The 24,820-nt window shown below is 30.2% G+C and carries 22 protein-coding genes, 1 pseudogene and 1 other annotated feature (1 of these 24 cut by a window edge); of the genes and pseudogenes, 17 read left to right on the plus strand and 6 right to left on the minus strand.

Features of this window, described 5'->3' with window-relative positions:
* The first annotated feature begins 17 nt into the window (after positions 1 to 17).
* The 3 genes from ACJDU8_RS02980 to ACJDU8_RS02990 are packed head-to-tail and all read left to right on the plus strand — an operon-like array spanning position 18 to position 3,363.
* A complete protein-coding gene (locus ACJDU8_RS02980; protein WP_406790666.1) occupies positions 18 to 1,247 on the plus strand; it encodes a M16 family metallopeptidase in 1,230 nt (409 codons plus the stop codon).
* A gap of 22 nt (positions 1,248 to 1,269) precedes the next feature.
* Positions 1,270 to 2,130: a recombination regulator RecX gene (gene recX / locus ACJDU8_RS02985; protein WP_406790667.1), complete on the plus strand. Its 861-nt coding sequence runs from the start codon at positions 1,270 to 1,272 to the stop codon at positions 2,128 to 2,130.
* A gap of 45 nt (positions 2,131 to 2,175) precedes the next feature.
* Positions 2,176 to 3,363 (plus strand): transglutaminase-like domain-containing protein, encoded by a 1,188-nt coding sequence (locus tag ACJDU8_RS02990; protein ID WP_406790668.1) that lies wholly within the window; start codon positions 2,176 to 2,178, stop codon positions 3,361 to 3,363.
* Between the two features lie 32 nt (positions 3,364 to 3,395).
* Here ACJDU8_RS02990 and ACJDU8_RS02995 read toward each other — a convergent pair whose 3' ends face one another.
* From ACJDU8_RS02995 to ACJDU8_RS03005, 3 genes are all read right to left on the minus strand, one after another.
* Positions 3,396 to 3,755: a tetratricopeptide repeat protein gene (locus ACJDU8_RS02995; RefSeq protein WP_406790669.1), complete on the minus strand. Its 360-nt coding sequence runs from the start codon at positions 3,753 to 3,755 to the stop codon at positions 3,396 to 3,398.
* Between the two features lie 143 nt (positions 3,756 to 3,898).
* On the minus strand, positions 3,899 to 4,702 hold the full coding sequence (locus tag ACJDU8_RS03000) for an ABC transporter permease (RefSeq protein ID WP_406790670.1): 804 nt from the start codon (positions 4,700 to 4,702) through the stop codon (positions 3,899 to 3,901).
* Positions 4,702 to 5,460 carry an ABC transporter ATP-binding protein gene (locus tag ACJDU8_RS03005; RefSeq protein WP_406790671.1) on the minus strand — a complete coding sequence of 253 codons (759 nt, stop codon included), beginning with the start codon at positions 5,458 to 5,460 and terminating at the stop codon, positions 4,702 to 4,704. Before ACJDU8_RS03005 ends, ACJDU8_RS03000 begins: the two co-directional genes overlap by 1 nt.
* 400 nt (positions 5,461 to 5,860) lie before the next feature.
* On the opposite strand from ACJDU8_RS03005, the gene ACJDU8_RS03010 reads away from it, so the two are divergent.
* Positions 5,861 to 10,165 carry an acyl-CoA dehydratase activase-related protein gene (locus ACJDU8_RS03010; RefSeq protein WP_406790672.1) on the plus strand — a complete coding sequence of 1,435 codons (4,305 nt, stop codon included), beginning with the start codon at positions 5,861 to 5,863 and terminating at the stop codon, positions 10,163 to 10,165.
* 679 nt (positions 10,166 to 10,844) lie between these two features.
* Entirely contained in the window at positions 10,845 to 11,741 is an 897-nt protein-coding gene (locus tag ACJDU8_RS03015) for an MBL fold metallo-hydrolase (RefSeq protein WP_406790673.1), read from the plus strand.
* A 91-nt stretch (positions 11,742 to 11,832) separates the two neighbouring features.
* On the opposite strand, the gene ACJDU8_RS03020 is transcribed toward ACJDU8_RS03015, so the two are convergent.
* Both ACJDU8_RS03020 and ACJDU8_RS03025 read right to left on the minus strand, forming a co-directional pair.
* Positions 11,833 to 13,188, minus strand: a complete 1,356-nt coding sequence (locus ACJDU8_RS03020) for an oxygen-binding di-iron domain-containing protein (RefSeq protein WP_406790674.1) — start codon at positions 13,186 to 13,188, stop codon at positions 11,833 to 11,835.
* Positions 13,189 to 13,367: 179 nt separating this feature from the next.
* A complete protein-coding gene (locus tag ACJDU8_RS03025; RefSeq protein WP_406790675.1) occupies positions 13,368 to 14,543 on the minus strand; it encodes an MFS transporter in 1,176 nt (391 codons plus the stop codon).
* 222 nt (positions 14,544 to 14,765) lie between these two features.
* On the opposite strand from ACJDU8_RS03025, the gene motA reads away from it, so the two are divergent.
* The 4 genes from motA to ACJDU8_RS03045 all read left to right on the plus strand — a co-directional run bounded on the left by motA (position 14,766) and on the right by ACJDU8_RS03045 (position 19,170).
* Entirely contained in the window at positions 14,766 to 15,551 is a 786-nt protein-coding gene (motA, locus tag ACJDU8_RS03030) for a flagellar motor stator protein MotA (protein ID WP_406790676.1), read from the plus strand.
* Between the two features lie 17 nt (positions 15,552 to 15,568).
* A complete protein-coding gene (locus ACJDU8_RS03035; RefSeq protein ID WP_406790677.1) occupies positions 15,569 to 16,318 on the plus strand; it encodes a flagellar motor protein MotB in 750 nt (249 codons plus the stop codon).
* A 158-nt stretch (positions 16,319 to 16,476) separates the two neighbouring features.
* The gene (locus ACJDU8_RS03040) at positions 16,477 to 17,349 is read left to right on the plus strand and encodes a restriction endonuclease (RefSeq protein ID WP_406790678.1); all 873 of its coding nucleotides are present in this window, start codon (positions 16,477 to 16,479) and stop codon (positions 17,347 to 17,349) included.
* A gap of 177 nt (positions 17,350 to 17,526) precedes the next feature.
* Complete coding sequence (locus ACJDU8_RS03045) at positions 17,527 to 19,170, plus strand: recombinase family protein (RefSeq protein ID WP_406790763.1); 1,644 nt, start codon at positions 17,527 to 17,529, stop codon at positions 19,168 to 19,170.
* Here the strand turns inward: ACJDU8_RS03045 and ACJDU8_RS03050 are convergent.
* Positions 19,117 to 19,434 (minus strand): ABC transporter substrate-binding protein, encoded by a 318-nt coding sequence (locus ACJDU8_RS03050; protein ID WP_406790679.1) that lies wholly within the window; start codon positions 19,432 to 19,434, stop codon positions 19,117 to 19,119. The genes ACJDU8_RS03045 and ACJDU8_RS03050 overlap by 54 nt on opposite strands.
* A 274-nt stretch (positions 19,435 to 19,708) precedes the next feature.
* Between ACJDU8_RS03050 and ACJDU8_RS03055 the strand changes: the two genes are divergently transcribed.
* The 8 genes and pseudogenes from ACJDU8_RS03055 to ACJDU8_RS03090 all read left to right on the plus strand — a co-directional run bounded on the left by ACJDU8_RS03055 (position 19,709) and on the right by ACJDU8_RS03090 (position 24,647).
* The gene (locus ACJDU8_RS03055; RefSeq protein WP_406790680.1) at positions 19,709 to 19,882 is read left to right on the plus strand and encodes a hypothetical protein; all 174 of its coding nucleotides are present in this window, start codon (positions 19,709 to 19,711) and stop codon (positions 19,880 to 19,882) included.
* Positions 19,883 to 20,282: 400 nt separating this feature from the next.
* On the plus strand, positions 20,283 to 20,732 hold the full coding sequence (locus ACJDU8_RS03060) for a CBO0543 family protein (protein ID WP_406790681.1): 450 nt from the start codon (positions 20,283 to 20,285) through the stop codon (positions 20,730 to 20,732).
* Positions 20,733 to 20,806: 74 nt separating this feature from the next.
* Entirely contained in the window at positions 20,807 to 21,265 is a 459-nt protein-coding gene (locus tag ACJDU8_RS03065; protein WP_406790682.1) for a hypothetical protein, read from the plus strand.
* Positions 21,266 to 21,888: 623 nt separating this feature from the next.
* Positions 21,889 to 22,062 carry a hypothetical protein gene (locus ACJDU8_RS03070; RefSeq protein WP_406790683.1) on the plus strand — a complete coding sequence of 58 codons (174 nt, stop codon included), beginning with the start codon at positions 21,889 to 21,891 and terminating at the stop codon, positions 22,060 to 22,062.
* Positions 22,063 to 22,639: 577 nt separating this feature from the next.
* Positions 22,640 to 23,053 carry a hypothetical protein gene (locus ACJDU8_RS03075; RefSeq protein WP_406790684.1) on the plus strand — a complete coding sequence of 138 codons (414 nt, stop codon included), beginning with the start codon at positions 22,640 to 22,642 and terminating at the stop codon, positions 23,051 to 23,053.
* Between the two features lie 21 nt (positions 23,054 to 23,074).
* Positions 23,075 to 23,308, plus strand: a pseudogene (locus ACJDU8_RS03080) (polysaccharide deacetylase family protein); the annotation flags it as partial.
* A gap of 169 nt (positions 23,309 to 23,477) precedes the next feature.
* A complete protein-coding gene (locus ACJDU8_RS03085) occupies positions 23,478 to 23,765 on the plus strand; it encodes a hypothetical protein (protein ID WP_406790685.1) in 288 nt (95 codons plus the stop codon).
* 81 nt (positions 23,766 to 23,846) lie between these two features.
* Entirely contained in the window at positions 23,847 to 24,647 is an 801-nt protein-coding gene (locus tag ACJDU8_RS03090; protein WP_406790686.1) for an ABC transporter substrate-binding protein, read from the plus strand.
* A 59-nt stretch (positions 24,648 to 24,706) separates the two neighbouring features.
* Positions 24,707 to 24,820: a binding site (T-box leader), on the plus strand; it runs 100 nt beyond the window's last position.

Raw genomic sequence — 24,820 nt, forward strand, 5'->3', positions numbered from 1 at the left:
TAAAAGGAGAATTAAATATGTTTGATGCTAGACAAAGAGTTTTGCCTAATGGAATAAAACTCATTACAGTAAAAAAGGATACCCAAATAGCAGCTTTTCATACAGCAATTAAGATAGGAGCTCTGTATGAAAATAACAATGAGAGGGGCATATCTCACTTTATAGAACATATGCTTTTTAAGGGTACAGTGTCTAGGAACAATAAGCAGCTAAATATAGATTTAGAGACTTTAGGTGGAGAATATAATGCCTATACAGATAATACCTCTACTGTGTATAGCATTACATGCTTAAGGGAAGAATTACAAAAGTCTATGGATATTATTTCTGATATGCTTATGAATTCTATATTTCCTTTAAAGGAAGTTGAAAAAGAAAAGGAAGTTATATTATCAGAAATGAGAACTAGCAAAGATGATATAGAGGATTATAGTTTTGATAAAATAAATAAAATAGCTTTTAAAAAAAGCCAACTTAGATATAGTGTTGCTGGAGATGAAAAAGATATACGTAAGTTTACAAGAGAAAGTTTAATTGAATTTTATAATAAGTATTATGTACCTAATAATTGCTTTATATCAGTAGTGTCACCTTATGAGCATGAAGAAATTTATAATTTGGTTTGTCAGCATTTTAATCAATGGAAATTTAAAGAGTTTAATCGGGATGATATAATAATTGAATACAATACTCCTTGCAAAAAGATATCTTTTAAAAAGGATATAGAACAAAGTACTATTTTATACCTTTTTACTTTCGGTGAATTGAGTGAAAAGCAGGAATTGGCTCTTAGAATCTTAAATCATAAGTTTGGAGGAAGTAACAATTCTATATTGTTTACAAAATTGCGAGAGGAAAGAGGACTGGCTTATGATGTATATACAGATTTGGATTTAAATGATGGAATAAAAACTTTATATATATATACCTCTGTAAGTGATGATAACTTGAAAACTGCTGTTGATATTATTGAAGACTGTATTGACAAAGTGAAGAATGGAGATATGATTTTTCTGGATGACATGGTTAGTTTAATGAAAAAGGTATTGAAAACTGCAGTGATTTTTACTCTTGAAGATCCTACAGATATGGGAAATTATATTCTGCATCAATCTATGAAAGGAGATGATATATACAAGTTTGTCAATGATATAGAAAAAATTGAAGATATAAAAAAAGAAGATATATATGAAGTAGCTAAAATTGTTTTTAATAATCCCACTATTCATATACTTAAAAGAGGATGATAGGTTTTTGGAGGGGTAATATTTGAATAAGCATGTAGTAACTAAAATTGAACTGCAAAAGAAAAACAAAGATAGGGTTAATATATATTTAAATGAAGAGTTTGCTTTTTCCTGTAGTGCAGAACTTGTTTATAGTTATAATATATCTAAGGATGATGTTTTGGATATAGATTACTTAAAAGGTATAATTGATAAGGATAACTATATAAAGTGCAAGGGTTGTGCGCTGAAAATTATAGAAAGAGCATATAAAACAGAAAAACAGATATGGGATAAGTTAATTCAAAAATATGATGAGAATACTGTTAAAGAATGCATGAAGTTTTTAAAAAGTTATAATTTTATAGATGATGACAAATTTGCAGAAATGTATATAAAGGAGAAAATTCATTCTCAAGGTAGAAATAAAATTAAATGCTCTTTAATAAAAAAAGGCATAAAAGAAAGTATTGTAGATGAAAAATTATGCGGCATAAATAGTTCACTGGAAGAAAAAGCTGCTTTTAATATTGCCAGGAAGAAATATGATGTTATTATTAAAAATGAAGAAAATGCAAATAAAATATACACCAAGCTGGGTAATTACTTAGTGAGAAATGGTTATGACTTTGAGCTGGTGAAAAATATACTGAAAAAAATTATAAAAGAGTATAATTACACTAGTAAACAAAAAAAGACTATGGATCTAAAAAATAATAATAAAGAAAATAGCAGAGATACATTATATGATATTGCAAAGAAAAGGTATGATATAGTAGTAAAATCAGAAAATGATTCCGTGAAAATATACAAAAAGTTAGGAGCATATCTTCTAAGAAGGGGGTATTTGTGGGAGGATGTAAGAAGAGTTTTGAACGAATTGATAAAAGATTTAGTTATTTAATAAATATATCCTTCCCCAATTTTTTGCTGTTTGGAGGTGATGGTTATGAGTATAAATCCAGTAACTATAGCAATAGGAGTAATATTCTTATATCCTCTTATAAAGGGATTTCTATTTAAATTTTCTTCTAATGATTTAAAATTGGATATAGATGATGTAAGCAGAAATGTTTCTTTTATAATATCTTTAATAACTGGTGTGTATTTTGGGAAAAAAATATTTATACAGCATAATTATGGTATATATGATAGGATATATAATATAATACCTGAAGGTATTGCAAGGTATTTGGAAAATAATAATTTTATGATATATATAATTATGATTCCTCTTTTCATATTCATATTGTATAAAATTATAAAGCTCCTGTTAGATCTTCTAAATTATTTGACCCTATATCCTTTACTTGACAGCATAGATAGATTTTTAAAACTTAAAAATAACATTTTTAAAAGAATATTAGGATTGATTTTTCAATTACCTAAGTCAATATGTTATATACTTTTAGTTTCATTTATATTAAATATAACATCTATGTTTAATATAAATTCCAAACTAAATACTTATTTAGAAAATTCAAGGCCCTATAATTCTATATGCAGGGAAATAATAATTCCGGTAACTAATTCAACTATTGCAAAGCAGCTTCCCAACGTAATTAATAATTCTTTTAAAATAGTAATAAGGCAATCAAATTCAAACAACATACAAAATATAGATGATTCAAAACAGTTAAAAAATAATGGAAGCACCGTAATATATTATAATGGAGTTACTATAGATCAGGGAGTAAAATCTAATCAGGAAATTAACACCTTTGCAAAAGCTCTTGCTACAGAAGGGACTAATACCACTGAAAGGTCGGAAATACTTTATAATTGGATAGGCACTAATATAAGTTATGATCATCAAAAGGCTACTAAAGTATTGAACAATGACTTCAATGTGGAATCTGGCGCCATTCCTACCTATAACTCTAAAAAAGGAATTTGTTTTGATTATGCATGCCTTTATGTGGCCATGGCAAGAGCTAATAATATGAAAGTAAGGCTTATAACTGGCGAAGGATTTAATGGAATAAGCTGGGTAAGCCATGCGTGGAATCAGGTATATATTCCGGAGAGAGATAAGTGGATAAATGTAGATACAACTTTCTATAAAGGCGGAGATTATTTTGATAGCAAAAGATTTCAGCTTGATCATAAGAATTCACAAATAGCAGGAGAGTGGTAAAATAAAACCACTCTTTTTAATTGAGATTAGTTTTAGTTAGTTTTTGTTATGTAATTTTTTAATATAGTATTTATAGCTTTTTCACAATCTGAATCCTCATTATCCAGACACCATGCATTATTAAAATATATAAGAGCTTTTTTGGTGTTACTTAACATTACGTAGCAGTATGCAAGATTAAAAAAATATTTGCTTTCCCTCTTCAATTTTATAGCAGAATTTAATAAAGATATTGCTTTTTCATATTTTTTTAATTTTATAAAACATACTGAGGAATTATATAGTGAAGATGCTTCATTATCTTTTATCTGTATTGCTTTTTCATACAGGTCAATAGCTTTTTTATAGTTTTTGATATTATAATATTCATTGGCCTTTTGAAAGTAATTCATTTTAATCCTCCTTAAGTATAGGTGTCTAAAACCTTCTGTGGAATTTATAGTCTTTTAATAAATTTATATCCATTTTTTAAAAAAATATACCAATAGTTTTAAAGGGAGTAAAAAAACACCCTTTAAAACCTAGGACCTGTTGATTAATGAAATATTAATTTTCTCAATTTTTTTTCAGCAAATGTTATGGAGGCATACATTAAGTAGGCTAATATTGAAAGTATGATTATGCTTACCATAACTGTATCTAGTTGAGATATTTGACCACCATAGATTATTAAAAATCCAAGACCTTCTTTTGCTACTAAAAATTCTCCCATTATTACACCTACCCATGAAAGCCCTACATTTATTTTTAAAGAAGATATTAGGGTAGGGATTGAAGAGGGTATTATAAGGTAGGTTAAAATTTGTAATTTTGAAGAACCGAATGTTTTAAGAAGTGTGATTTTATCTCTATCTACTTCCTTAAAACCGTTTAGTACAGTTAATATAGTTACAATTATTGAAATCAATACGGTAACTAAAATAATAGCAGAAATTCCATTACCTACCCAGAATATTATTATAGGGGCTAGAGCAACTTTTGGAAGCGCATTTAATACAACTATATAGGGATCTAATATATCTGAAATAAGCTCAGACCACCAAAGAATTATAGCAATTAAAGTTCCAAGGGCCGTACTTAATAAAAATCCTAATATTGTTTCAAAACAGGTAATTCCAATATGTCTAAATAAGGTTCCTTCATGATAGAGCGCTATAAGATTTTTACACATTCTAGAAGGAGTGCTGGTTAAAAAAGGGTCTATCCATCCTAAATCTCCCGCAACTTCCCATAAAACAAAAAAAGCTATCAAAATTATTATTCTGCATAGTGTAATTTTTTTCTTCCGTCTATTTATGTTTTTTATATACAGTTCGTGTTCTTTCATATAGTCAACCATTAATAGTTCAGCTCCTTCCATATGTCATTAAAATAGATTCTAAATTCTGGATCCTCTCTGCATTTTAAAGGGGAGTCATGAGATTCTTTAAAGTTTATGTTGAATATTTTTTTTATTTTTGCAGGTCTTTTAGACAGAACTATGATTCTATTTGACATGGATACAGCTTCTGAGATATCGTGAGTTACCATTATTGCAGTTTTACCTTCATTTTTTATTATTTCAAATATTTCATCGCTTATGTTTAATCGAGTTTGATAATCTAAAGAAGAGAAAGGTTCATCAAGCAGAAGTACTTCAGGATTAAGTGCTAAAGTTCTTATTAATGCCACTTTTTGCCTCATGCCACCGGATAATTCCGGAGGGTAATGGTATATAAAATCCCATAAGCCGTAGTTTTTTAATAAAGTTACTATTTTATCTTTGTAGGTATCTATAGGCTTATGCTGTATTTTGATTCCAATTAATATATTGTTCCAAATATTCAACCATTCAAATAACTGATCTTTTTGAAACATGTATCCCATTTTAAGGGAAAATGAATCTATTTTATCATTATCTATATATATTTCACCATAAGAAGGCTTTATAAGGCCAGCTACTATATTTAAAAGTGTAGTTTTACCACATCCGGAAGGCCCTACTATACTTAAAAATTCTCCTTTTTCTACAGTGAAATTTATATTTTCCAGTGCTTTAGTAGAATTCTTTAATGAATGATAATTCATGTAGATATTGTTAACAGTTAATTTATCCAAAATATCATCTCCTCGTATCAACTGTGCTTATAATATATATAGTTCATTATATGAATAGATCTAGCATAGTGTTAAAGGTTCATGACTTATATGTTATGGATTCTGTATCTTGGTTTTAAGAACAACTTGTACAATATATTGGAATTGCACATATGCATACATATGTTATAATATAAGTGAAATTATTTTTATTACATCAATGAAGGTATCATTGTGGATAGTTTAACCGTATACAAGAATAGGGTTATTTTTTATACTACAAATATAGGGTATATGTTAAAAATATAATTGTTTAAGACAAAATTTATTTAAAATATAATTAATATGTTTTTTAATTATCTATTATTTTAAAGTTTGTAAAATTCAGTTTAAATTATTAATTTTTAAAAGGTGATTAAGTATGAAAAATTTATTTCACGTAGGTCTAGATGTAGGCTCAACTACCGTAAAAATAGTTGTGTCAGATATAAAGGACAGTATAATTTATAGTAAATATCAAAGACATTTTTCTGATATAAGAAGTACCATAGCCAAAGTTGTTAAGGATGCCTATGAAAAGTTAAAAGATGCCAATATAACTGTGATGGTTACGGGATCTGGCGGGTTATCTGTTTCAAAATGGCTTAGTATACCATTTATTCAGGAAGTAGTAGCTTGTACCAACACCGTAGAGAAATTTATTCCAGATACTGATGTAGCCATAGAGTTAGGCGGTGAGGATGCTAAGATAACCTTTTTTGATGGTGGTATTGATCAAAGAATGAATGGAACTTGTGCAGGGGGGACAGGAGCATTTATTGACCAGATGGCATCTCTTCTTCAAACAGATGCCCAAGGACTAAATGAATTAGCTAAAAACTATAAAGTTATTTATCCTATAGCTGCTAGATGTGGAGTATTTGCTAAAACTGATGTTCAGCCACTTTTAAATGAAGGAGCTGCAAAAGAAGATATTGCAGTATCTATATTTCAATCAGTGGTAAACCAAACTATAAGTGGACTTGCTTGTGGTAAATCTATAAAGGGCAACATCGCTTTTTTAGGAGGACCTTTATACTTTTTATCGGAACTTAGAAAAAGGTTTATAGAAACCCTAAAACTTACTGAAAATCAGGTGATTTTTCCTGAAAATTCTCAAATATTTGTAGCAATGGGGGCTGCTATATCCTCTAAAAACGAAGAACCTGTTCCTTTTAGGACTTTGATAGACAATTTACCAAGTTTGAATAAAACTTTAAAAGATGAAATCCAGATACTTAGACCTCTCTTTAAAGACCAAAAAGAATTTAGTGATTTTAAAGAAAGACACAGTAGAAACAAAATAAAGAGAAAAAATTTAGATACATTTAATGGGGACTGTTATCTGGGAATAGATGTAGGGTCTACAACCACTAAGGCGGCTCTTATAGATGAACAGGGAAATTTGCTTTATTCTTTTTATGGAAGTAATAACGGAAATCCATTAAAATCTACAATAAATATATTAAAGGATTTATATAAAAAATTACCAGAGGACGCTGTTATAGTGAATTCAGCAGTTACAGGCTATGGAGAAGGTCTTACAAAGGCAGCATTGTCTGTGGATATAGGTGAAGTGGAAACAGTTGCCCACTATAAAGCTGCAGAGTTTTTTCAACCTGGTGTGGATTTTATACTGGATATTGGCGGACAGGATATGAAGTGTCTTAGAGTAAAAGATGGAATAATTGATAGTATAATGCTAAACGAGGCTTGTTCATCTGGATGTGGTTCGTTTATAGAAACTTTTGCTAAATCATTAAACATGAATGTGAGAGATTTTGCAAGTTCTGCAGAAAGTTCTAAAAAACCAGTAGACCTAGGCTCCAGGTGTACGGTATTTATGAATTCTAGAGTTAAACAAGCTCAAAAGGAAGGGGCTTCTGTGGGAGATATATCTGCAGGACTTTCTTATTCCGTTATAAAAAATGCCCTATTTAAAGTTATAAAAATAACCAACCCGGACCATTTAGGGAAAAAAATAATAGTTCAAGGGGGAACTTTTTATAATGATGCCATATTAAGGGCTTTTGAAATTATATCTGAACGAGAAGCTGTAAGACCTGATATAGCAGGTCTCATGGGTGCTTTTGGCTCTGCGCTTATTGCAAAAGAACGATATGATGGAGTTTATAAAAGTACTTTATTAAATGAAAAAGAACTAGATAACTTCACTACGGAAATCAATATGAAAAGGTGTGGAAAATGTTCTAATAATTGTCTTTTAACTATAAATAAGTTTTCAGATGGAAAGGAATTTGTATCAGGAAACAGATGTGAAAGAGGTGCGGGTTTAGAGAACAATACTCTAAGTGTGCCAAATCTTTTTGATTATAGATATGATAGAATATTTAATTATGTTCCCCTTAAGAGAAGTGAAGCCAAAAGAGGACAAGTAGGTATACCTAGAGTTTTAAATTTATATGAAAACTATCCATTTTGGTTTACTTTCTTTACGGAATTGGGTTTTAGAGTAGAATTGTCTTCACGTTCTTCAAAACACATTTATGAAATGGGAATAGAAACGATACCTTCGGAATCAGCTTGTTATCCTGCTAAAATAGTACATGGACATATAATGAATCTGATAAACAGGGGAATAGATTTTATATTTTACCCTTGTATACCCTATGAGCAAAAAGAACAGCAGGAAGCAGATAATAATTACAATTGCCCTATAGTAACTTCCTATCCGGAAGTTATAAAAAATAATATAGATATAATCAGGGAAAAGAAGATTAATTTTAAAAATCCATTTTTGTCATTGGATAATAAGAAAAGACTTATAAAAAGGCTTCAATATGAATTGAGAGAATTTAATATACCTAAAAGAGAAATATCAAGTGCATTGGAAAAAGCTTTTGAAGAGCATGATAAACTAAAGGAAGATATAAGGTTAAAGGGAGAAGAAACAATAAATTATCTTAAAAAAACAGGGAAAAAAGGCATAGTACTGGCAGGAAGACCTTATCATGTGGATCCGGAAATAAACCATGGAATATCAAATATAATAACATCTTATGATATGGCAGTATTGACAGAAGATTCTGTGGCCCATTTAGGGGTAGTGGAGAGACCTCTAAGGGTAGTAGATCAATGGGTTTATCACTCCAGGCTTTATGCTGCTGCAAGCTTTGTGGCCAATCAGGATAACTTAGAATTAGTACAGTTAAATTCCTTCGGATGTGGATTGGATGCTGTCACTACAGATCAAGTTGAAGAAATATTAAACAGGTATGAAAAAATATATACAGTATTAAAGATTGACGAAGGGAGCAATTTAGGAGCAGTTAAGATAAGAATACGTTCCCTAAAAGCAGCTATTGAGGAGCGAGAAAAATATGGCTTTAAGCCTCATAAAATTGAAGATAACCATAAAAAGGTGATTTTTACTAAAAAAATGAGAAAGGCACACACTATACTATGCCCTCAAATGGCACCTATACATTTTCAATTTATACAGGAGGCATTTAGAGAGTCAGGTTATAATTTAGAAGTATTACCTTCTGTAGATAAAAAAGCAGTGGAAGAAGGGCTGAGATACGTAAATAATGATGCCTGCTATCCTTCTATAATAGTAATAGGACAGTTAATAGAGGCATTGAAATCAGGAAAATATGATATAGATAATACTTCCGTAATAATATCTCAAACCGGCGGAGGCTGCAGGGCTACGAACTATATAGGATTTTTGAGAAAAGCTTTAAAGGAAGCGGGGATGGAGAATATACCCGTTATATCGTTAAATGTAGCAGGCTTAGAAAAGAATCCTGGATTTAAAATTACTGCGGGACTTATAAATAAATCAATGATGGGGCTTTTATATGGAGATTTATTTATGCGGGTACTGTACAGAGTAAGACCTTATGAGAAAACAGAAGGTTCCGCTAATTTGCTCTATGAAAAATGGGTTGAGAAATGTAAGAAGAATGTAAGAAATGGAAGTCACAAAGAGTTTAAAGAAAATATTTATAATATAGTACAGGACTTTGATAATCTGGAAATAAATTATACAACAAAACCTAAGGTTGGGGTTGTGGGGGAAATACTGGTGAAATTTCATCCTACAGCAAACAATAATATTGTAGATATTCTAGAAAGTGAAGGGACAGAAGTGGTAGTGCCTGATTTAATGGATTTTTTCTTATATTGTGCTTATGATGCTGGGTTTAAGTATAAATATTTGTCTGGAAGCTATTTTAATAAAGTTGTGAAAGATGGGGCAATAAAGTTCATTGAATATTTTAGAAGACATATGAATGCTGCATTAAAAAGAAGTAAAAGATTTAGTATGACATCTAATATTGACCAGCTGGCTGAAGATGCTTCTAAGATACTATCCATTGGAAATCAAACAGGAGAAGGATGGTTTTTAACTGCTGAAATGATAGAACTTATAAAAAGCGGTACTAAAAATATTGTATGTATGCAGCCTTTTGCATGTTTACCTAATCATGTAACAGGTAAAGGAATGATAAAAGAGCTAAAAAGGATATATCCAGGCAGCAATATTGCAGCTATAGACTATGATCCGGGAGCAAGTGAGGTAAACCAATTGAATAGATTAAAGCTTATGTTATCTGTAGCATTTAAATCTATGGAAAATGAAGTGGAATTGGAGAATTATAAAGAAAAGCCTGTTCCTGAAGCAGTGCTTGTAGAAAATGGGAATAAATTATATATGTAAAATTTAAGCTTAGGTATGTGATAATCAAGTGATTCTTAGGTTCAGGTGGAGTTTGCTTATAGAGATGCTTTTCTCCATCTGAACCTTATTAACAGTATTCTTAGTGTCTTTAGCACTTAGAATACGTTATCCTTTAGGAGAAGAACTTATCCAGGCGTGTAGCAGTGCTTATCTCCCACTTTGATAGAAAAGCAGAGAACCAAAATTTTTAATTTTGTGTGAATCGCTTTCACAGAGTGCGATGGGAGTATTAGCACTGGTAGCGTTCGGATAAATTAATGTATTGGTTGATTTGATCATACCTAAGCTCATGAATCTTTAAACAAAAAATAAAAGAAAATACCCCGTAGAAAGGGTATTATGTGAAAATATTTTTTATTTAGAATACTTGGGCAACATATTCTAAGGTAATAATATCATAAATAAATTTAAATTACAATAAAATTTATTTTAACTTGATATAATAATTTTTTAGTTTTATAATTTAATTGCGAATTGTTTGTACAATAATTAATATAGTAATAAGTATCAACATTCTTAGAAGAACTTATCTAGGGGGCGCAGTAGTGTTTGTCCTTCACTTAAAAGAAGCTGAGGGTGGGGGGGTGTTATACATTGAAAGAGAGGGGGCGAAAATTTAGTCACTGTATATTTAAAGATACGGTTGCTAAATAATTGTATGGTTATAAAAGAAATAAAGGGAAATACATTTTGTATTGATACGGGAATGACTTACATACCTTTTTATAAAATTAACCATGAAGAAATTATTATGTTAGATTCAGGACTTCATGGAGCAGAGACAGATGGAATAGAACGGCTTTTGAAAGCAAATAACCTTAAATTGGTGGGCATAATATGTAGCCATGCCCATATAGATCATGTGGGAAATAATTCGTATTTCAAGAAAAAATATAATTGTATTATTGCCATACCTAAATATGAAGCTTTTATCTGTAGTTCAACAATGAATTTAAAGTTTTATTATGGAAATCAGACTTCATCTGATATTAAAGAAAATTTTGAACATATGGTCTTTGAATCAGATATTATAATTTCGGACAATCAGGATTATATACATGTATATGGTGTTAAATTTAAAATTATCCATACGCCGGGACATAGTCCTGCGCATATATGTATTGTTACTCCTGATGATGTAGCATATTTAGGGGATACCCTTATAAGCTATGAAGTTATGGAAGGGGCTAAAATGCCATATACTTATACCATAAGTGAAGATTTAAAAAGTAAAACAAAGCTCTATGATTTAAAGCATGATAAATACATAGTGGCACATAAAGGAATTTATGATGATGTTACTAAGCTCATAGCAGATAATATAAATTTTTATAAAAATATAGCAGCGAAAGTATATAATATCATAGATGCCCCTATTACAATGGAGACTATTGTAAAAAATGCTATTAATAATTTTGGTATCGGTATAAGTGGTATAAGTAAGTACATTACAATGGAAAGAATGGTAAGATCTTATGTAGAATATTTAGATGAAATGGGAATGATAACATTAAACATAGAAGATGGATTTCTCAAATATTCAAAAGTTACATAAGGCTATGTTATAAAAAAGTTAAATAAGAACTGCAATATTTTTTATACAGTTCTTATTTAAAATGCCATAGTTTAGATTTTTTATAGAGTAACTAATTTTTATCTATTTCTACAAATTTACTTGAGTCAACACGGCATACAGGACAGACTTCCGGAGGATTATCTCCCTCAACTACTACACCACAAACAGTACATTTCCATTTTTTTGTAGACGCCGATTTTAGAGGTTCAGATGTTTCATCAGAGTTTTCTATAACCTTTTTTGCAAAGTCTCTTCCGAAGTTATAAGCAGACATTAACTCTTCGTCAGATGGCTTAAAATTTATTTTAAGTCCTGGAGTTAATAAGTTCATCCTAAGTTGTTGCAATCTAGCTTCAATATTTGTTACAGCTTCACCGCTCCAGCCATAAGATCCAAAGGCAGCAGCCACTTTACCGCCGTGTACTATAGGGTTTAAAGAAATCAATATATCAAGAATTGGTTTTAAAGCGTCGCCATTAATAGTTGGAGAACCAAATAACATTCCATCTGCTTTCTCTATATTTTCTATGATTTCATTTACATCACTGTAAATTACATTATAAGGTTGTATTTCAAAATCTCCAGAATCCTTTATACCCTCAATTATTTTATTTGCAAGAGATTCAGTGTACCCATAGGCAGATACGTAAGGTATTACTATATATTTTTTTTCATTGGATTTTGCAGGTGCACTCCACTCCTTATATAGATTTACTATTCTTAAAGGCTCTTTCCTTAAAACAGGACCATGCCCAGGACATATAATGTCAATTTTTAAATCTTTGATTTTGTCAATTGCCTCAAGTACATATTTTTTAAAAGGACTCATTATACCATCAAAATAATACTTTAAAGCATCCATGTAGCCTTTTTCATCTTCATTTAAATCGTTGAATATATTTGAATTACAGTAGTGTGCACCAAAAGAATCACAAGTAATTAAAATATTATCTTCTGGAACATAAGTATATATGGAGTCAGGCCAATGAAGAAATGGCGCAGAAATAAACTTTAAGGTTTTATTTCCAAGGCTCAAAGTATCACCGTCTTTTACTGCAATAGAATCAAATTTTTTATTTGATATGGATTTTATAAATCTAAGTGCAGCCTTAGAGCCTACAAGTTTTGCATTAGGTGCAAGATCCAGCAACTTTGCTATAGAGCCAGAATGATCCGGTTCAGTATGATTAATCACTATGTAGTCTATATTATTTACATCTACATTTGCTGAGCTTAGCCTTTCTAAAAATTCATCAAGGAAGCTTTCTTTTGCAGTCTCGAATATAGCAGTCTTTTCACTTCCTTTTATTACATATGAATTGTAAGTAGTTCCGTAAGGTGTATTCATTACTATATCGAATATTCTAAGGTTTGGATCCAATGCTCCTACCCAATAAATATCTTTTTTTATTTCTAAAGCATTCATATTTAATACCTCCTATTCATTATTAATAAATAATTATTATTAATATATTTTTATTATATTATACATCTTCATTAAAATCAAGTCGAATACAAATAATTATTAATGAAAAATTGTTTTCCGTTATACTGGTGATTAGAACTATTGAGAAATGCTTTTTTCCATCTTAATCTTAGAAGAACTTAAAATTTATGATTTGAAACCATATTTATTAACATTACAAAGGCCATAATTATATCTATAATAAGTGCAAAAACTATAATAGCATTTGTACCAAACCTTGCAAATAAGAATCCAAATATAGGTGCACATAGAATCCCTGAAAATCCAACTATACAATCGAATAGGCTTAAGCAGCTTGTTTTGTATTTTTCTGGTGCAAGATCATATATGTATGTTTTGTAAGAGGCATCCATAAGACCAAAGGCAAAACCTGATAATATGCCCATAAGCATTACTGCAAGTGCATTACTAAATATATAAATTACCACGAGCCTTATTGCCTGAAGAAGAAAAGCTGCAAAAATAAGACTCTTATTCTTATATTTTTTAAGCAAACTAGCAGTAAGGAAATAAGTAACTATCTCAGGAGTAGCATCAAAAAAGTACGTTAAACCAAGGCTTAAGGTTCCGCCACCATAATCCTTAACCAGAACACCCAGATAATTATATATTCCCATGTACACAAAATTATACATAGATACTATAATTAACATTACAATAAAAGATTTAATTCTAAGGATCTGAATTAATGCTTCCTTTACAGAAACCTTAGGATTTTTGTCTTTAATATTTTCTATATACCTCTCATCATTTATGTATATAATTATTAAAGCAAACATAACCACTGCAGCAATGTACAGATAATATATGTTCCATCCAAACTTCCAAAGAAGCAACCCGAGGAGTGCTCCTGAAAGACCATAGCCTACAGAACCAAAGCCTCTGATCTTTCCAAAATTATTTTGCTCTCCATATGCTTTTAATGTACTGATACACCAGGTATCAAAGAGTGTTGAGGCACCTCCTATAAAAAAGCCCCACATAGATATTAAAAGGCATACTTGCCAATTCAATCTGGCCAAGGGTAACCCTGCGGCTACAATTAACCCGATGCTGATTGATGATAACATGATTTTTTTTATACATCTTAATTTATCTACAAGATAGCCTAAAAAACTATGGCCTACGAGCATTGATATACTATAAAATGTTACTGTTATTCCAATTTGCTCTTTTGAAAAACCAATCTGTGATATGTACATTGTATACATACCACTCACACTAATTATCATACCCCAGTATATAAACGCAAAAACTCTAAACTTATTAAAATCTTTATGAATTATAATCCTCATCCCATTTCAAAACTGATATGTTATTAAAATTGTATCAGAAAGATTTAAAGAAAGAAATAGTCCAATAGTTTAATAATAAATATTACTGCAAACTTCTTATAATATATTTGTCATATGATAGTTTCAATGTGATAAATAATGTGGTAATATAATGTAGGAATCTGTAAAAAATTGAATTATTCTATAAGTTCCTCATACTACATAATAAACAGAGGTGAAAAAATGGACATATTCTTGTTAATAGGTATTATTGTGGGATTGTGTGCAGTTGGTGCCGGATTACTTATGAAAGGTGCAAGTGTTTCTATATTATTTAGTCCTGAAGCAATGATGGTAATTCTTGTAGGTACAATTGCAGCTGTAATGAATTCTTTCCCGAAAAAGGAACTTCTCAATATACCAAAAATATTGGGAGTTATTTTTAGAGAAAAAGGAACTGAAGATACTGCAGAAATAATTAAATATATTATTGGCTTATCTCAAGAAACTCGAAAAAATGGACTATTATCATTAGAAAGTAAGATTCATGAACTGAGCAATGAATTCATGAAACTAGCATTAGAAATGGTGGTTGACGGTATTGAACCCGGATATATTAGACAAGTCCTTGTTGATGAAATTGAGGGAATGGAAGAGAGACATCGAAGCGGTGCCTCAATTTTTACAACAGCAGGAGGGGTCTCTCCTACTCTTGGAGTTTTAGGTGCAGTTATCGGATTGATTGGTGCCCTTGGAAACCTAAATGATACTCAAAAGCTCGGAGAATCCATAGCTGCAGCTTTTGTTGCCACCCTCTATGGAATTTTCTTTGGGTATGTTATTTGGCATCCGTTTGCATCTAGATTGAAAAGGAAATCACACCAAGAAGTGTATAATATGCAAATAATACTAGAAGGTGTTCTAGCACTTCAGGAAGGACAAAATCCGAAAACTATTGAAAAGAAGCTTTTAAGTATGACAACACCTAAAGATAGAAAGAGATATCAAGAGACTAGTAATATGAATTAAAGCAAAGGGGATTAATGATGAGAGGTAAAAAACAACATGATGAAGAACATGTGGATGAAAGTTGGCTGCTTCCTTATTCAGATATGCTGACACTGTTATTGGCACTTTTTATTGTCATGTTTGCTATGAGTAAAGTGGATAACCAGAAATTAATAGCACTCAGTCAACAGTTTAATGTTATTTTTACAGGCGGTAAAGGGATATTAAATGATAGTGGCGAAAATGACTCAAATATTACACAGTCGGACAATCCCAGTATGTCAAATAAAGAAAATAGCATAGTTGAACAGGACAAGATGTCTGAAATAAAGAATACTTTAGAGCAAGAGATTAAAAATGAGGGATATTCAGATAAGGTAAAAGTCAGCCTTAATGGTGAAGGAGTGGATATATCCATACAAGATACTGTGATTTTTAATACAGGAAAAGCAGATATATTAAGTAACTTTTATCCACTGCTTATTAAAATATCAAATATGATAAAAGATTTGGATAATGAGATAAGAATTAGTGGCTATACAGATAATGTTCCAATAGAAAATAAAGAATTCCGATCTAATTGGGACTTGAGTTATATGCGTGCCTCAAATGTTATGAACTTCATGGTTAATAAGGGTAATGTTGCTCCTGATAAATTTTCAATCCAAGCACACGGTCAATATAGACCTAAGTATGATAATTCAACAGAGCAAGGAAGAGCTCAAAATCGAAGGGTAGATATACTCATAGTTCGAAAATATGCATCAACTTCTACTAACAAGAATTAGAAGATAGAATGCATCAGAATTATATTATGTTATTAAAGGGAATATAGAAAATAAATAACTGAAAAACATGAAAAATATGCTATAATTTTTATACAAGCTAAGTTGAAATTGTGAGATGCGACTCACATTATATATATTTATGCAATGGGGGATGTTAGATGTTTAATTTTCTAAAAAATAAATTCAAAAAAATAGGAAAAAAAGATGAAAAAAAGGTACAAGAATACGAAAAGCAACAGGAACAATTACAACCAGAAAGTTTAAATGAAGAAGATGAAGTTGAACAGGAGCAATCACAGCCTGAAAGTCTAAATGAAGAAGGACTTAAACAGGAGCAATTGCAACCGAAAAGTTCAAATGAAGAAGATGAAGTTGAACAGGAACAATTACAACCTGAGGGTCTAAATGAAGAAGATGAAGTTGAACAGGAACAATTACAGCCTGAAAGCCTAAATGAAGAAGATGAGGTTGAACAGGAACAATTACAGTCTGAAAGCCTAAATGAAGATGAAGTTGAACAGGAACAATTGCAGCCTGAAAGTCTAAATGAAGATGAAGTTGAACAGGGGCAATTACAACTTGAAAGTTTAAATGATGATGAAAAAATGCAAGAAATAGAAAGATTATTAAAGGATAATTTAACTAAAGAAAGAAGTTCAGAGATAGATAAGTCTAATTTTGATAATATTAAAACTGGATACGATTTTGAATACTATTTAAAAAGTATTTTTGATAAATTGGGATTTTTAACTACAGTCAGTAAAACAAGTCAGGAGCAAGGTGCTAATTTAATACTTGAAAAAGATGATACTAAAACAGTAGTTCAAGCAAAGTTTTACAATTCACCAATAGACAATAAGGCAATTGAAGAATTAGCTGGATCACTAAGATTTTATAACGCACAAAAAGGAATTGTAGTTACAAATAATATTTTTACTAAATCCGCAATAGAATTAGCTGCGGTAAATAATATTAAGTTAATTGATGGAAATGAGTTAGATAAAATCAGACAAGATATAGCAAAGCTTTGAGTTGCGTATGGATAGGAATAATTATGCTATTCATACTATTATGTATTAAGTCATTTTAAGAAATGGAACGTACCTAGGTTTGTGTAAAACAAATCAAGGTACGTTATTTTAATGCATATATAGCTGAAAATAGTGGTAATAATAAGTATGAAATATTATTAGAGAGGATGTGATATCATAAAAGCAGCCATATATTCAAGAAAATCAAAATTCACAGCTAAGGGTGAAAGTATAGAGAACCAAATTGAAATGTGTAAAGAGTACCTGAATAGAAACTATAGTAATATTGAAGATATAAAAATATACGAAGATGAAGGTTTTAGCGGTGGAAATGTTAACAGACCTGAATTTAAAAAACTGATAACCGATGCTAAAAAAAATAAGTTTGATGTTTTAATATGCTACAGGCTTGATAGAATTTCCCGTAATGTTGCTGACTTTTCCAATACCATAGAAGATCTTCAGAGGCACAATATAGACTTTATAAGTATAAAGGAACAGTTTGATACCAGCTCACCTATGGGACGTGCTATGATGAATATAGCTGCAGTATTTGCCCAGCTTGAAAGGGAGACAATTGCAGAACGTATTAGAGATAATATGCTGGAACTTGCAAAAACCGGCCGCTGGCTTGGTGGTACACCTCCCCTGGGTTATAAATCAGAGGCAGTAGAATATTCCAATCATGATGGAAAAGATAAAAAAATGTTTAAGTTAAGTGAAGTTCCTGAAGAAATGAAAACAGTAAAATTAATCTATAAGTTATATTTAGAAAAAAGAGGCTTTGCTTCTGTGGCCACCTATTTATGTAAAAATAAATATAAAGGTAAAAATGGTGGAGAATTTTCAAGGGCTACCGTTGAACAAATTATAATTAATCCTGTATACTGTATAAGTGATGAAAATATATTCAAATGGTTTAAAAAACAGGGCACTATAACATACGGCGCTCCAGATGGCATACATGGATTAATGGTATATAATAAAAGAAAGGAAAAGGGTAAAAAACCAAATTCAATGGATCAATGGATTGTTGCAATAGGCAAACATAAGGGAATCATAACCTCTGATACATGGCTAAAATGTGAAAACATACTAAAACAAAACAAGGCAAAGCCTTCCCCGCGTTGGGGAACTGGAAATAAATTTCTTTTATCCGGTATGGTTGTATGTGGTGAATGTGGCTCTGGAATGGCCTCATGGTCACACTATAATAAAAAAAGAGATTTCATGGAAAGGTATTACAGATGCAACCTTAAAAACAGGGCCAGCAACAGATGCAGTAATAAAATGCTCAATGCTTATAAAGTAGAAGAATATATAGAAAATTATTTGCTGGAATTAGATATGGAAGCTCTACTTAAAATCTATAAAAATGATAAGTCAAATATAACCAGTAAAGATGATATAGAAAATGAACTGGATAGAACTAAAAAACAGCTGGATGAAAATAATAAAGTAATTAAGGGGCTGGTGAGAAAGCTTGCATTTTTAGAAGATGACCCGGATTTAATCCAAGTATTCAAAAGTGAAATTAATGATATTAAAATAGAAAATGATGAGTTGCAAAAGAATATGAGAGAATTGACAATGTCAATGGAACCTTTGGAAACAAAAGAAGAATTTATTGGAACCATAAAAGAAACCTTATCTAACTTTAAGAAGTTCTATAAGTTAGTAGACATAGAAACTCAGAGACTATTAATAAAATCCCTAGTTAAAAATATTGTATGGCACAGTAAAGATGAAACAATAGAAATAAACCCATTAATAAGCAATAAATCCATCTCCCAAGCTTCTGTAAGAAGGCGTAACTTCTAGTATTATGCCTTCTTGTGCTTTTGTTGGGGTTACATCTGCACCTTGTCCTGTTGTAAGATCTATACTTATACCCTGTTCTTTAAAAAACCCCTCGTTTACTGCCACATACATAGGTGCATAAAATACAGATCTTGCTACTTCATTCAATTTTACAGTAACTGTAGATTTATTATCTTTTTTACTGCTGCCGCAGGCTGTAAAAATAGTCACTATAAATACAAAACACAATAAAATAGAGCCAATATACAGTTTTTTCTTTATCATATATCCTCCAAGACAGTTTTAATATTAATTTATACTATGTATATTAATATGGTTATGTTAAAACTTTTCAATCTGTGCTATAAAAATTAATATAAAACACTTTTTAGGCAATCCTAATCATATGAAATTCTAAGATAATTAAGGGGATAAGATATATCCTGGCAATACATTGCCTCTAGAAGTACCAATAAGCAAATTGCTGGAGTTAGAGCAAACAGTAGCAACTTAACTTTCAACTGCATATTATGGTAAAAAAGTAAAAAAGGGGTATGCTATGGCGATAAAAGTTATAGCCAATTGGCCGTGGGATGATCCAGAAGCAATGCAGCAGCTCAGGGAAGGTCAAGCAAGAGCAACGCTAATAGCTCTTAGAAAATTATTTGCAGATAGAGGTCTAGGGGAGAACAGCCTGGACATATTAATGAAAAAAATAGAAAACGAGAGATAACAGGCTGAAAGGCCTATTTAAAATCTTCGTTTTAATTAAAAATCTAAATATATTCTCAATATATGCTATGAAATTTTTAAATTATTGTTACTAAAATTATAGCAGCGATATTAAATAACAAGTCCTAAGATAAGTATAATTAACAGGAAATGATTATTTTTTATTGAATAATAACGAAATATTACAGGAGCTAGGTTAGGTGAACAAGGCAGGGGTTTTACAGTTGTTGCAAGTGAAATGAGGAATTTTCTATAACACCGTATTATTCAAAGTGAATTTTACGGTGTCTTTGTTTAGCAATACAAAAATAAAGTATATGATGTAAGTTATGTTGAAGTATATAAATTAAAAAGGTTTCTGCAGAGAATAATAAAAGTAAAACTGATCAGAGGAGATGCTTATGATTCTAAATATAATACTAGGTTTTATAATTCCATGGATATTTGGAACAGTTCTGTATTTTAAAAATAAAAGAATAGTATTAATTATTGCCCCATTCTCGTCAATATTAGCATATACAGTAAATGAGTTTTGTTTTCATCTCAATTTCTGGAGGTTGGCACCTTTAAATATTCAAGATGATTATACTTCTACATCTGTAAATTTAGGGTTATATCCCATATTAGGCTGCTGTTTAATTTACTGCATTTGGAGAAATCGTATAAACCCATATTTAATTGTTTTCATTTTTGCATTAGGTACTACAACATTTGAATACGCAGGATTTTTACTTAAGTTGGTTACTTACGGAAATGGTTGGAATATAGGATGGAGTTTTATATCATATTTTATTCCATACTTACTACTATGCTTGTATTACTTAAAATTAAAGGCTATTAAAGTATTTTAATTGAACGCAGATAAAACTATAAGAATGAAAAGAATGTTGTCTCAATATAAAAATCGTGTAAAAGAGGTATTCAAATGACATTTAATATTATTATTGGTTTCTTAATCCCATGGATATTGGGCGTATATATGTACATCAGAGAAAAAATCCTTTTCATTGTTATATATCCGTTCGGATGTGCTGTGTCTTATACAATCAATATAATAGGATTTTATTTTAAATTTTGGAGTATTGTACCTTATAAATACGGTGTATTTGCTTCATTGCCACTTAATTTGGGATTATATCCTATTGCAGGAACCTATTTTGTATTCTTGTTGTATAGAGGCGTAGTTAAGGCATACTATCTCATACTTGTATTCTCTTTGGTTACAACTGAATTTGAATATTTAATGTTAATTTTTAAAAGAGGAGTGTATGGATTTGGGTGGAATTTATTTTGGACATTTATTTCATATTCACTGGCTTATATTTTGGCATATTATTTTTATCGTTTAGTTAGAATTGAACAAATTTTATCATATAATAAATAATCAATGAAAAATGCTCATAAACAGCTACAATTCTATTAAATAAGTTTCTATGGTATTTAGATATAGTTATGATACCAACATCTGTATTATAAATTGGATGAAATAACCTGTGAAGTTTTTTTGAAATAAGTACGATTATATATGTATAAAGTATTGTTAATTTTATAATAGCTCATTTCAAATACTCCTTTTAAGTTATATGTGAATGCCTATGGCCCCAGGGTTAAATGGGGCCCCAATACGGGAAACTGTAAATGAAATTAGTATTGCTGTTTTATAAGGCAGTTAGTTAAAATCCATGTGAACTTTATATAAAAACTAAAAGTGGTATTTGTATAATATTATTAATACAGGTAAATAATTAAAAGCATATATGCAATATAAATAATAAAAAATAACGTAACATTTCCCATAAGAAAGTATTTATGTAAACTAATATGAAAAAAATAAGTGTCTGCCATAGGGCACTTATTTTTTCATGTCTAAAACAAATTCAAAGTATGCTCTATAAAATACTTAAGGTTTATAGAGTTTTATAAAAGAGATACACAATAGGAAAATTTGACAGTTTATAGAAAAGTGTAGTAACCTATTCTTAGAAAGCTAAAAGGAAGGTAATTAGTATGAACGAAAATACAAAATGTTCAAAGTGTGGAAGTGAAGATATTAAAAAAGTCATTACTAATTCAAGTTTTACAGCTGGACCAGAGAATTACACAATATCAAGGGGTTCGACACCGATTTATGTATGCAATAAATGTGGTAATATATTTAATGATTTTTTAGATGTCTACTGACTAATGTGAGCAAAGACAAACATGTTCTGGAAGAATTGAAGAAAAATAAAAAGTAAGGGCACTCGAAAGGGTGTCTTTTTCTATTCTCGTAATTCACTTTTATGTACAAGACATAAAAAATCAATTTAGCCAATAATTTAAAAAGAATTAATTATAAACAGTATTGTTGTAGATGCTCTGGTCGCTGGCATAGGCACTATATTTTTTTGTTTGTTATACAAACATATGTTCTGGAGAGTGTGCAATGTTAAATCCATCTATTCATTCGACATTTATTTCATAATACAATAAGATAAATGTGGAAATAAATATTAAAATGATGGAAAAATATATTGAACTTGTCCATAGGTAGTGATTTAATAAAGGAGGGATGAATTTTTTTCATATATTGATATAAATTGTATAATGACTAGAATAGTACAAAATTTTTGTTGTTTATAAGGAGGGCATTACTTATTTTGGAATTGATAAAATAATTTATATTTTAGTTAACTAAAATTAAGAAGTATGTTGTAATATAAATTATAAGAGGGGTTTTGTACAAATTATGGTTTCATATGGACAGGGGATAAAAAGAATGACGAGGAGAAGTAGAAGAAATAAGCATATTAAAATTTTAAGGAATAGGTGTCTATTTTTACTGAGCATAATTGGAATTTTTATTCTATTATATAAGAGTTATATTTATTTTCATACCTCTAAGATAACGAATAATAAAGTAATATCTGCTACCCAATTAACTGGGGGTAAAGTTTATAAAAATCAATCTTATAAAAAAGATAAAGAAAATGGCAACGAAAGAAATACTAATGAAGCAAATAACAATGAAGAAAATTCAGATGAAAATAAAGACTATAATATAAATACTAAGGTCAATTTATCTAATGAGGTGGAAAATAACAATAGTGGCAATGTGTCCGATTATGGGAGGCAATATACCTATGATGTACAAAAAGTAAAAGATATATTGGACAATAAGCTTGAAAGTTAATGATCCCAATTTAATGCAAGATTAAAAGAAAAAAATATGTACAGTATAGATTGGAACGCTTATGATTTTGATTCAGAAGATAGAAGAAAAAATTCAGAACAGCTTTTAGAAAATGTAAAGAAAAGTGTAGAGACATAAGAAAAAGTGGTTATATTAATGCATGACACCTATGGTAAGGAAGAAACAGCTAAAGCATTACCTCAAATTATAGAATACTTAAAAGCTCAGGGATATGAATTTAAAACAATATCATAAAGTAAAATTGGCTGCTAATATTGTCATTGTTATATTGAATAGAAGCTTACAAAGAAGCATGTGCTATATCAAGTATAAAGTAAAATGTATATTTAGCATGACATCTTTTTAAGAAGGAATTTAAATTTATTTGCAGAAATTTAATGTATAAAAAATTAAGGAGGAGATGTTGATAAATAATATGGATAAAGAAGAATTAAATATGGATAGGGAGAAATTAAAAGAAGACATATTGGATATATTACAAAAACAAAATTATATAAGTAAATTGAGCGAATGCCCAATGAGTACTTTGAAATTTGTCTTGAAAATGAGTAATACTCATTTAGATGGTTCTGAAGTTTATAATGCACTATGTGAACTTGTAGAGGAAGGTAAGGTAATAAAAGGTTTTGAACTAGCAACCAGTAATTTAAGTATGAAAATTAACACGTCAAGATGGTATTTAAAACAATAGGAAAAAGAACAAAACGTATAACCTTATATTGACTTTAGGCTTGGAAGGCAGCCCCAATTTGGGGCTATTTGTGTTTTTGTCATGGTTGCAGATAAAACTATGCAGCAAGTACTAAGTGGCAGCTGTGATATAGGATTTTGTGGCCCTGAACAGACAATATATATATACAATCAAAAACGAAAAGATTTCCCTGTGATTTTTGCACAATTAACATCTACTGATGGTTCTTTCTTGGTAGGTAGAAATAAAGAAAAAGATTTTAAGTGGGAGTCTTTAAAGGGAAAAACTATAATTGGTGGAAGACCTGGAGGAGTTCCAGAGATGACACTGGAGTATGTACTTAAAAACCATGGTATTGAACCTGGAAAAGATGTAAATATAATAACAAATCTTGCTTATACTGCAACAGCTGGCGCGTTTAAAGCTAATACAGGAGATTATGTAGCTCTCTTTGAACCAACAGCTAGCATGCTTCAAAAAGATAAAAATGGTTATATAGAGGCTTCAATAGGTCAGTCCGCAGGCGTACTTCCATATACATGTTATTTTGCTACCCAATCTTATATATCAAAGAATCCTGAAACAATACAAAAATTTACTACGGCAATTCATAAAGGCCAGATATGGGTTAAAGAACACAGTGATGAGGAAGTAGCTCAAGCTATAAAATCATTTTTCCCTGGCACTGATGAGGATATATTAAAATCTGTGGTAAAGAATTATAGAGATATAAATGCATATGCAGATACACCTGTTATACAAGAAGAAGACTTAAACAGACTTATGGATATAATACAGTCCTATAAAGCTGATTTAATACCTGAAAGGCCTCCTTTTGATAAGATAGTTAATAATTCTTTTGCAAAAGAAGCTATTAAATAAAATTTCTTGACAGTCTTAAAATTAAGGTTATAATAAAAATATGTAAAACTAAATTAAATTTAATAACTGTGAAAAAGAGGAGTAGAGATAATAGAGTATAAAGAGAGGAAAACTTATTGGTTGAGAGGTTTTCTATATAAATTATCTCCAAGGTAGCTTTAGAGTTTCTTTAC

The sequence above is a fragment of the Candidatus Clostridium eludens genome (genome assembly GCF_045310515.1).
Classification (GTDB): domain Bacteria; phylum Bacillota; class Clostridia; order Clostridiales; family Clostridiaceae; genus Clostridium_B; species Clostridium_B eludens.

What these genes read in the sequence shown, in the direction of transcription:
- ACJDU8_RS02980 (WP_406790666.1), top strand. Translation starts at nt 18, where the DNA reads ATGTTTGATGCTAGACAAAGAGTTTTGCCTAATGGAATAAAACTCATT.
- ACJDU8_RS02990 (WP_406790668.1), top strand. Translation starts at nt 2,176, where the DNA reads ATGAGTATAAATCCAGTAACTATAGCAATAGGAGTAATATTCTTATAT.
- ACJDU8_RS02995 (WP_406790669.1), bottom strand. Translation starts at nt 3,755, where the DNA reads ATGAATTACTTTCAAAAGGCCAATGAATATTATAATATCAAAAACTAT.
- ACJDU8_RS03000 (WP_406790670.1), bottom strand. Translation starts at nt 4,702, where the DNA reads ATGGTTGACTATATGAAAGAACACGAACTGTATATAAAAAACATAAAT.
- ACJDU8_RS03010 (WP_406790672.1), top strand. Translation starts at nt 5,861, where the DNA reads ATGAAAAATTTATTTCACGTAGGTCTAGATGTAGGCTCAACTACCGTA.
- ACJDU8_RS03015 (WP_406790673.1), top strand. Translation starts at nt 10,845, where the DNA reads ATGGTTATAAAAGAAATAAAGGGAAATACATTTTGTATTGATACGGGA.
- ACJDU8_RS03020 (WP_406790674.1), bottom strand. Translation starts at nt 13,188, where the DNA reads ATGAATGCTTTAGAAATAAAAAAAGATATTTATTGGGTAGGAGCATTG.
- ACJDU8_RS03025 (WP_406790675.1), bottom strand. Translation starts at nt 14,543, where the DNA reads ATGAGGATTATAATTCATAAAGATTTTAATAAGTTTAGAGTTTTTGCG.
- motA (WP_406790676.1), top strand. Translation starts at nt 14,766, where the DNA reads ATGGACATATTCTTGTTAATAGGTATTATTGTGGGATTGTGTGCAGTT.
- ACJDU8_RS03035 (WP_406790677.1), top strand. Translation starts at nt 15,569, where the DNA reads ATGAGAGGTAAAAAACAACATGATGAAGAACATGTGGATGAAAGTTGG.
- ACJDU8_RS03040 (WP_406790678.1), top strand. Translation starts at nt 16,477, where the DNA reads ATGTTTAATTTTCTAAAAAATAAATTCAAAAAAATAGGAAAAAAAGAT.
- ACJDU8_RS03050 (WP_406790679.1), bottom strand. Translation starts at nt 19,434, where the DNA reads ATGATAAAGAAAAAACTGTATATTGGCTCTATTTTATTGTGTTTTGTA.
- ACJDU8_RS03055 (WP_406790680.1), top strand. Translation starts at nt 19,709, where the DNA reads ATGGCGATAAAAGTTATAGCCAATTGGCCGTGGGATGATCCAGAAGCA.
- ACJDU8_RS03060 (WP_406790681.1), top strand. Translation starts at nt 20,283, where the DNA reads ATGATTCTAAATATAATACTAGGTTTTATAATTCCATGGATATTTGGA.
- ACJDU8_RS03065 (WP_406790682.1), top strand. Translation starts at nt 20,807, where the DNA reads ATGACATTTAATATTATTATTGGTTTCTTAATCCCATGGATATTGGGC.
- ACJDU8_RS03070 (WP_406790683.1), top strand. Translation starts at nt 21,889, where the DNA reads ATGAACGAAAATACAAAATGTTCAAAGTGTGGAAGTGAAGATATTAAA.
- ACJDU8_RS03075 (WP_406790684.1), top strand. Translation starts at nt 22,640, where the DNA reads ATGACGAGGAGAAGTAGAAGAAATAAGCATATTAAAATTTTAAGGAAT.
- ACJDU8_RS03090 (WP_406790686.1), top strand. Translation starts at nt 23,847, where the DNA reads ATGGTTGCAGATAAAACTATGCAGCAAGTACTAAGTGGCAGCTGTGAT.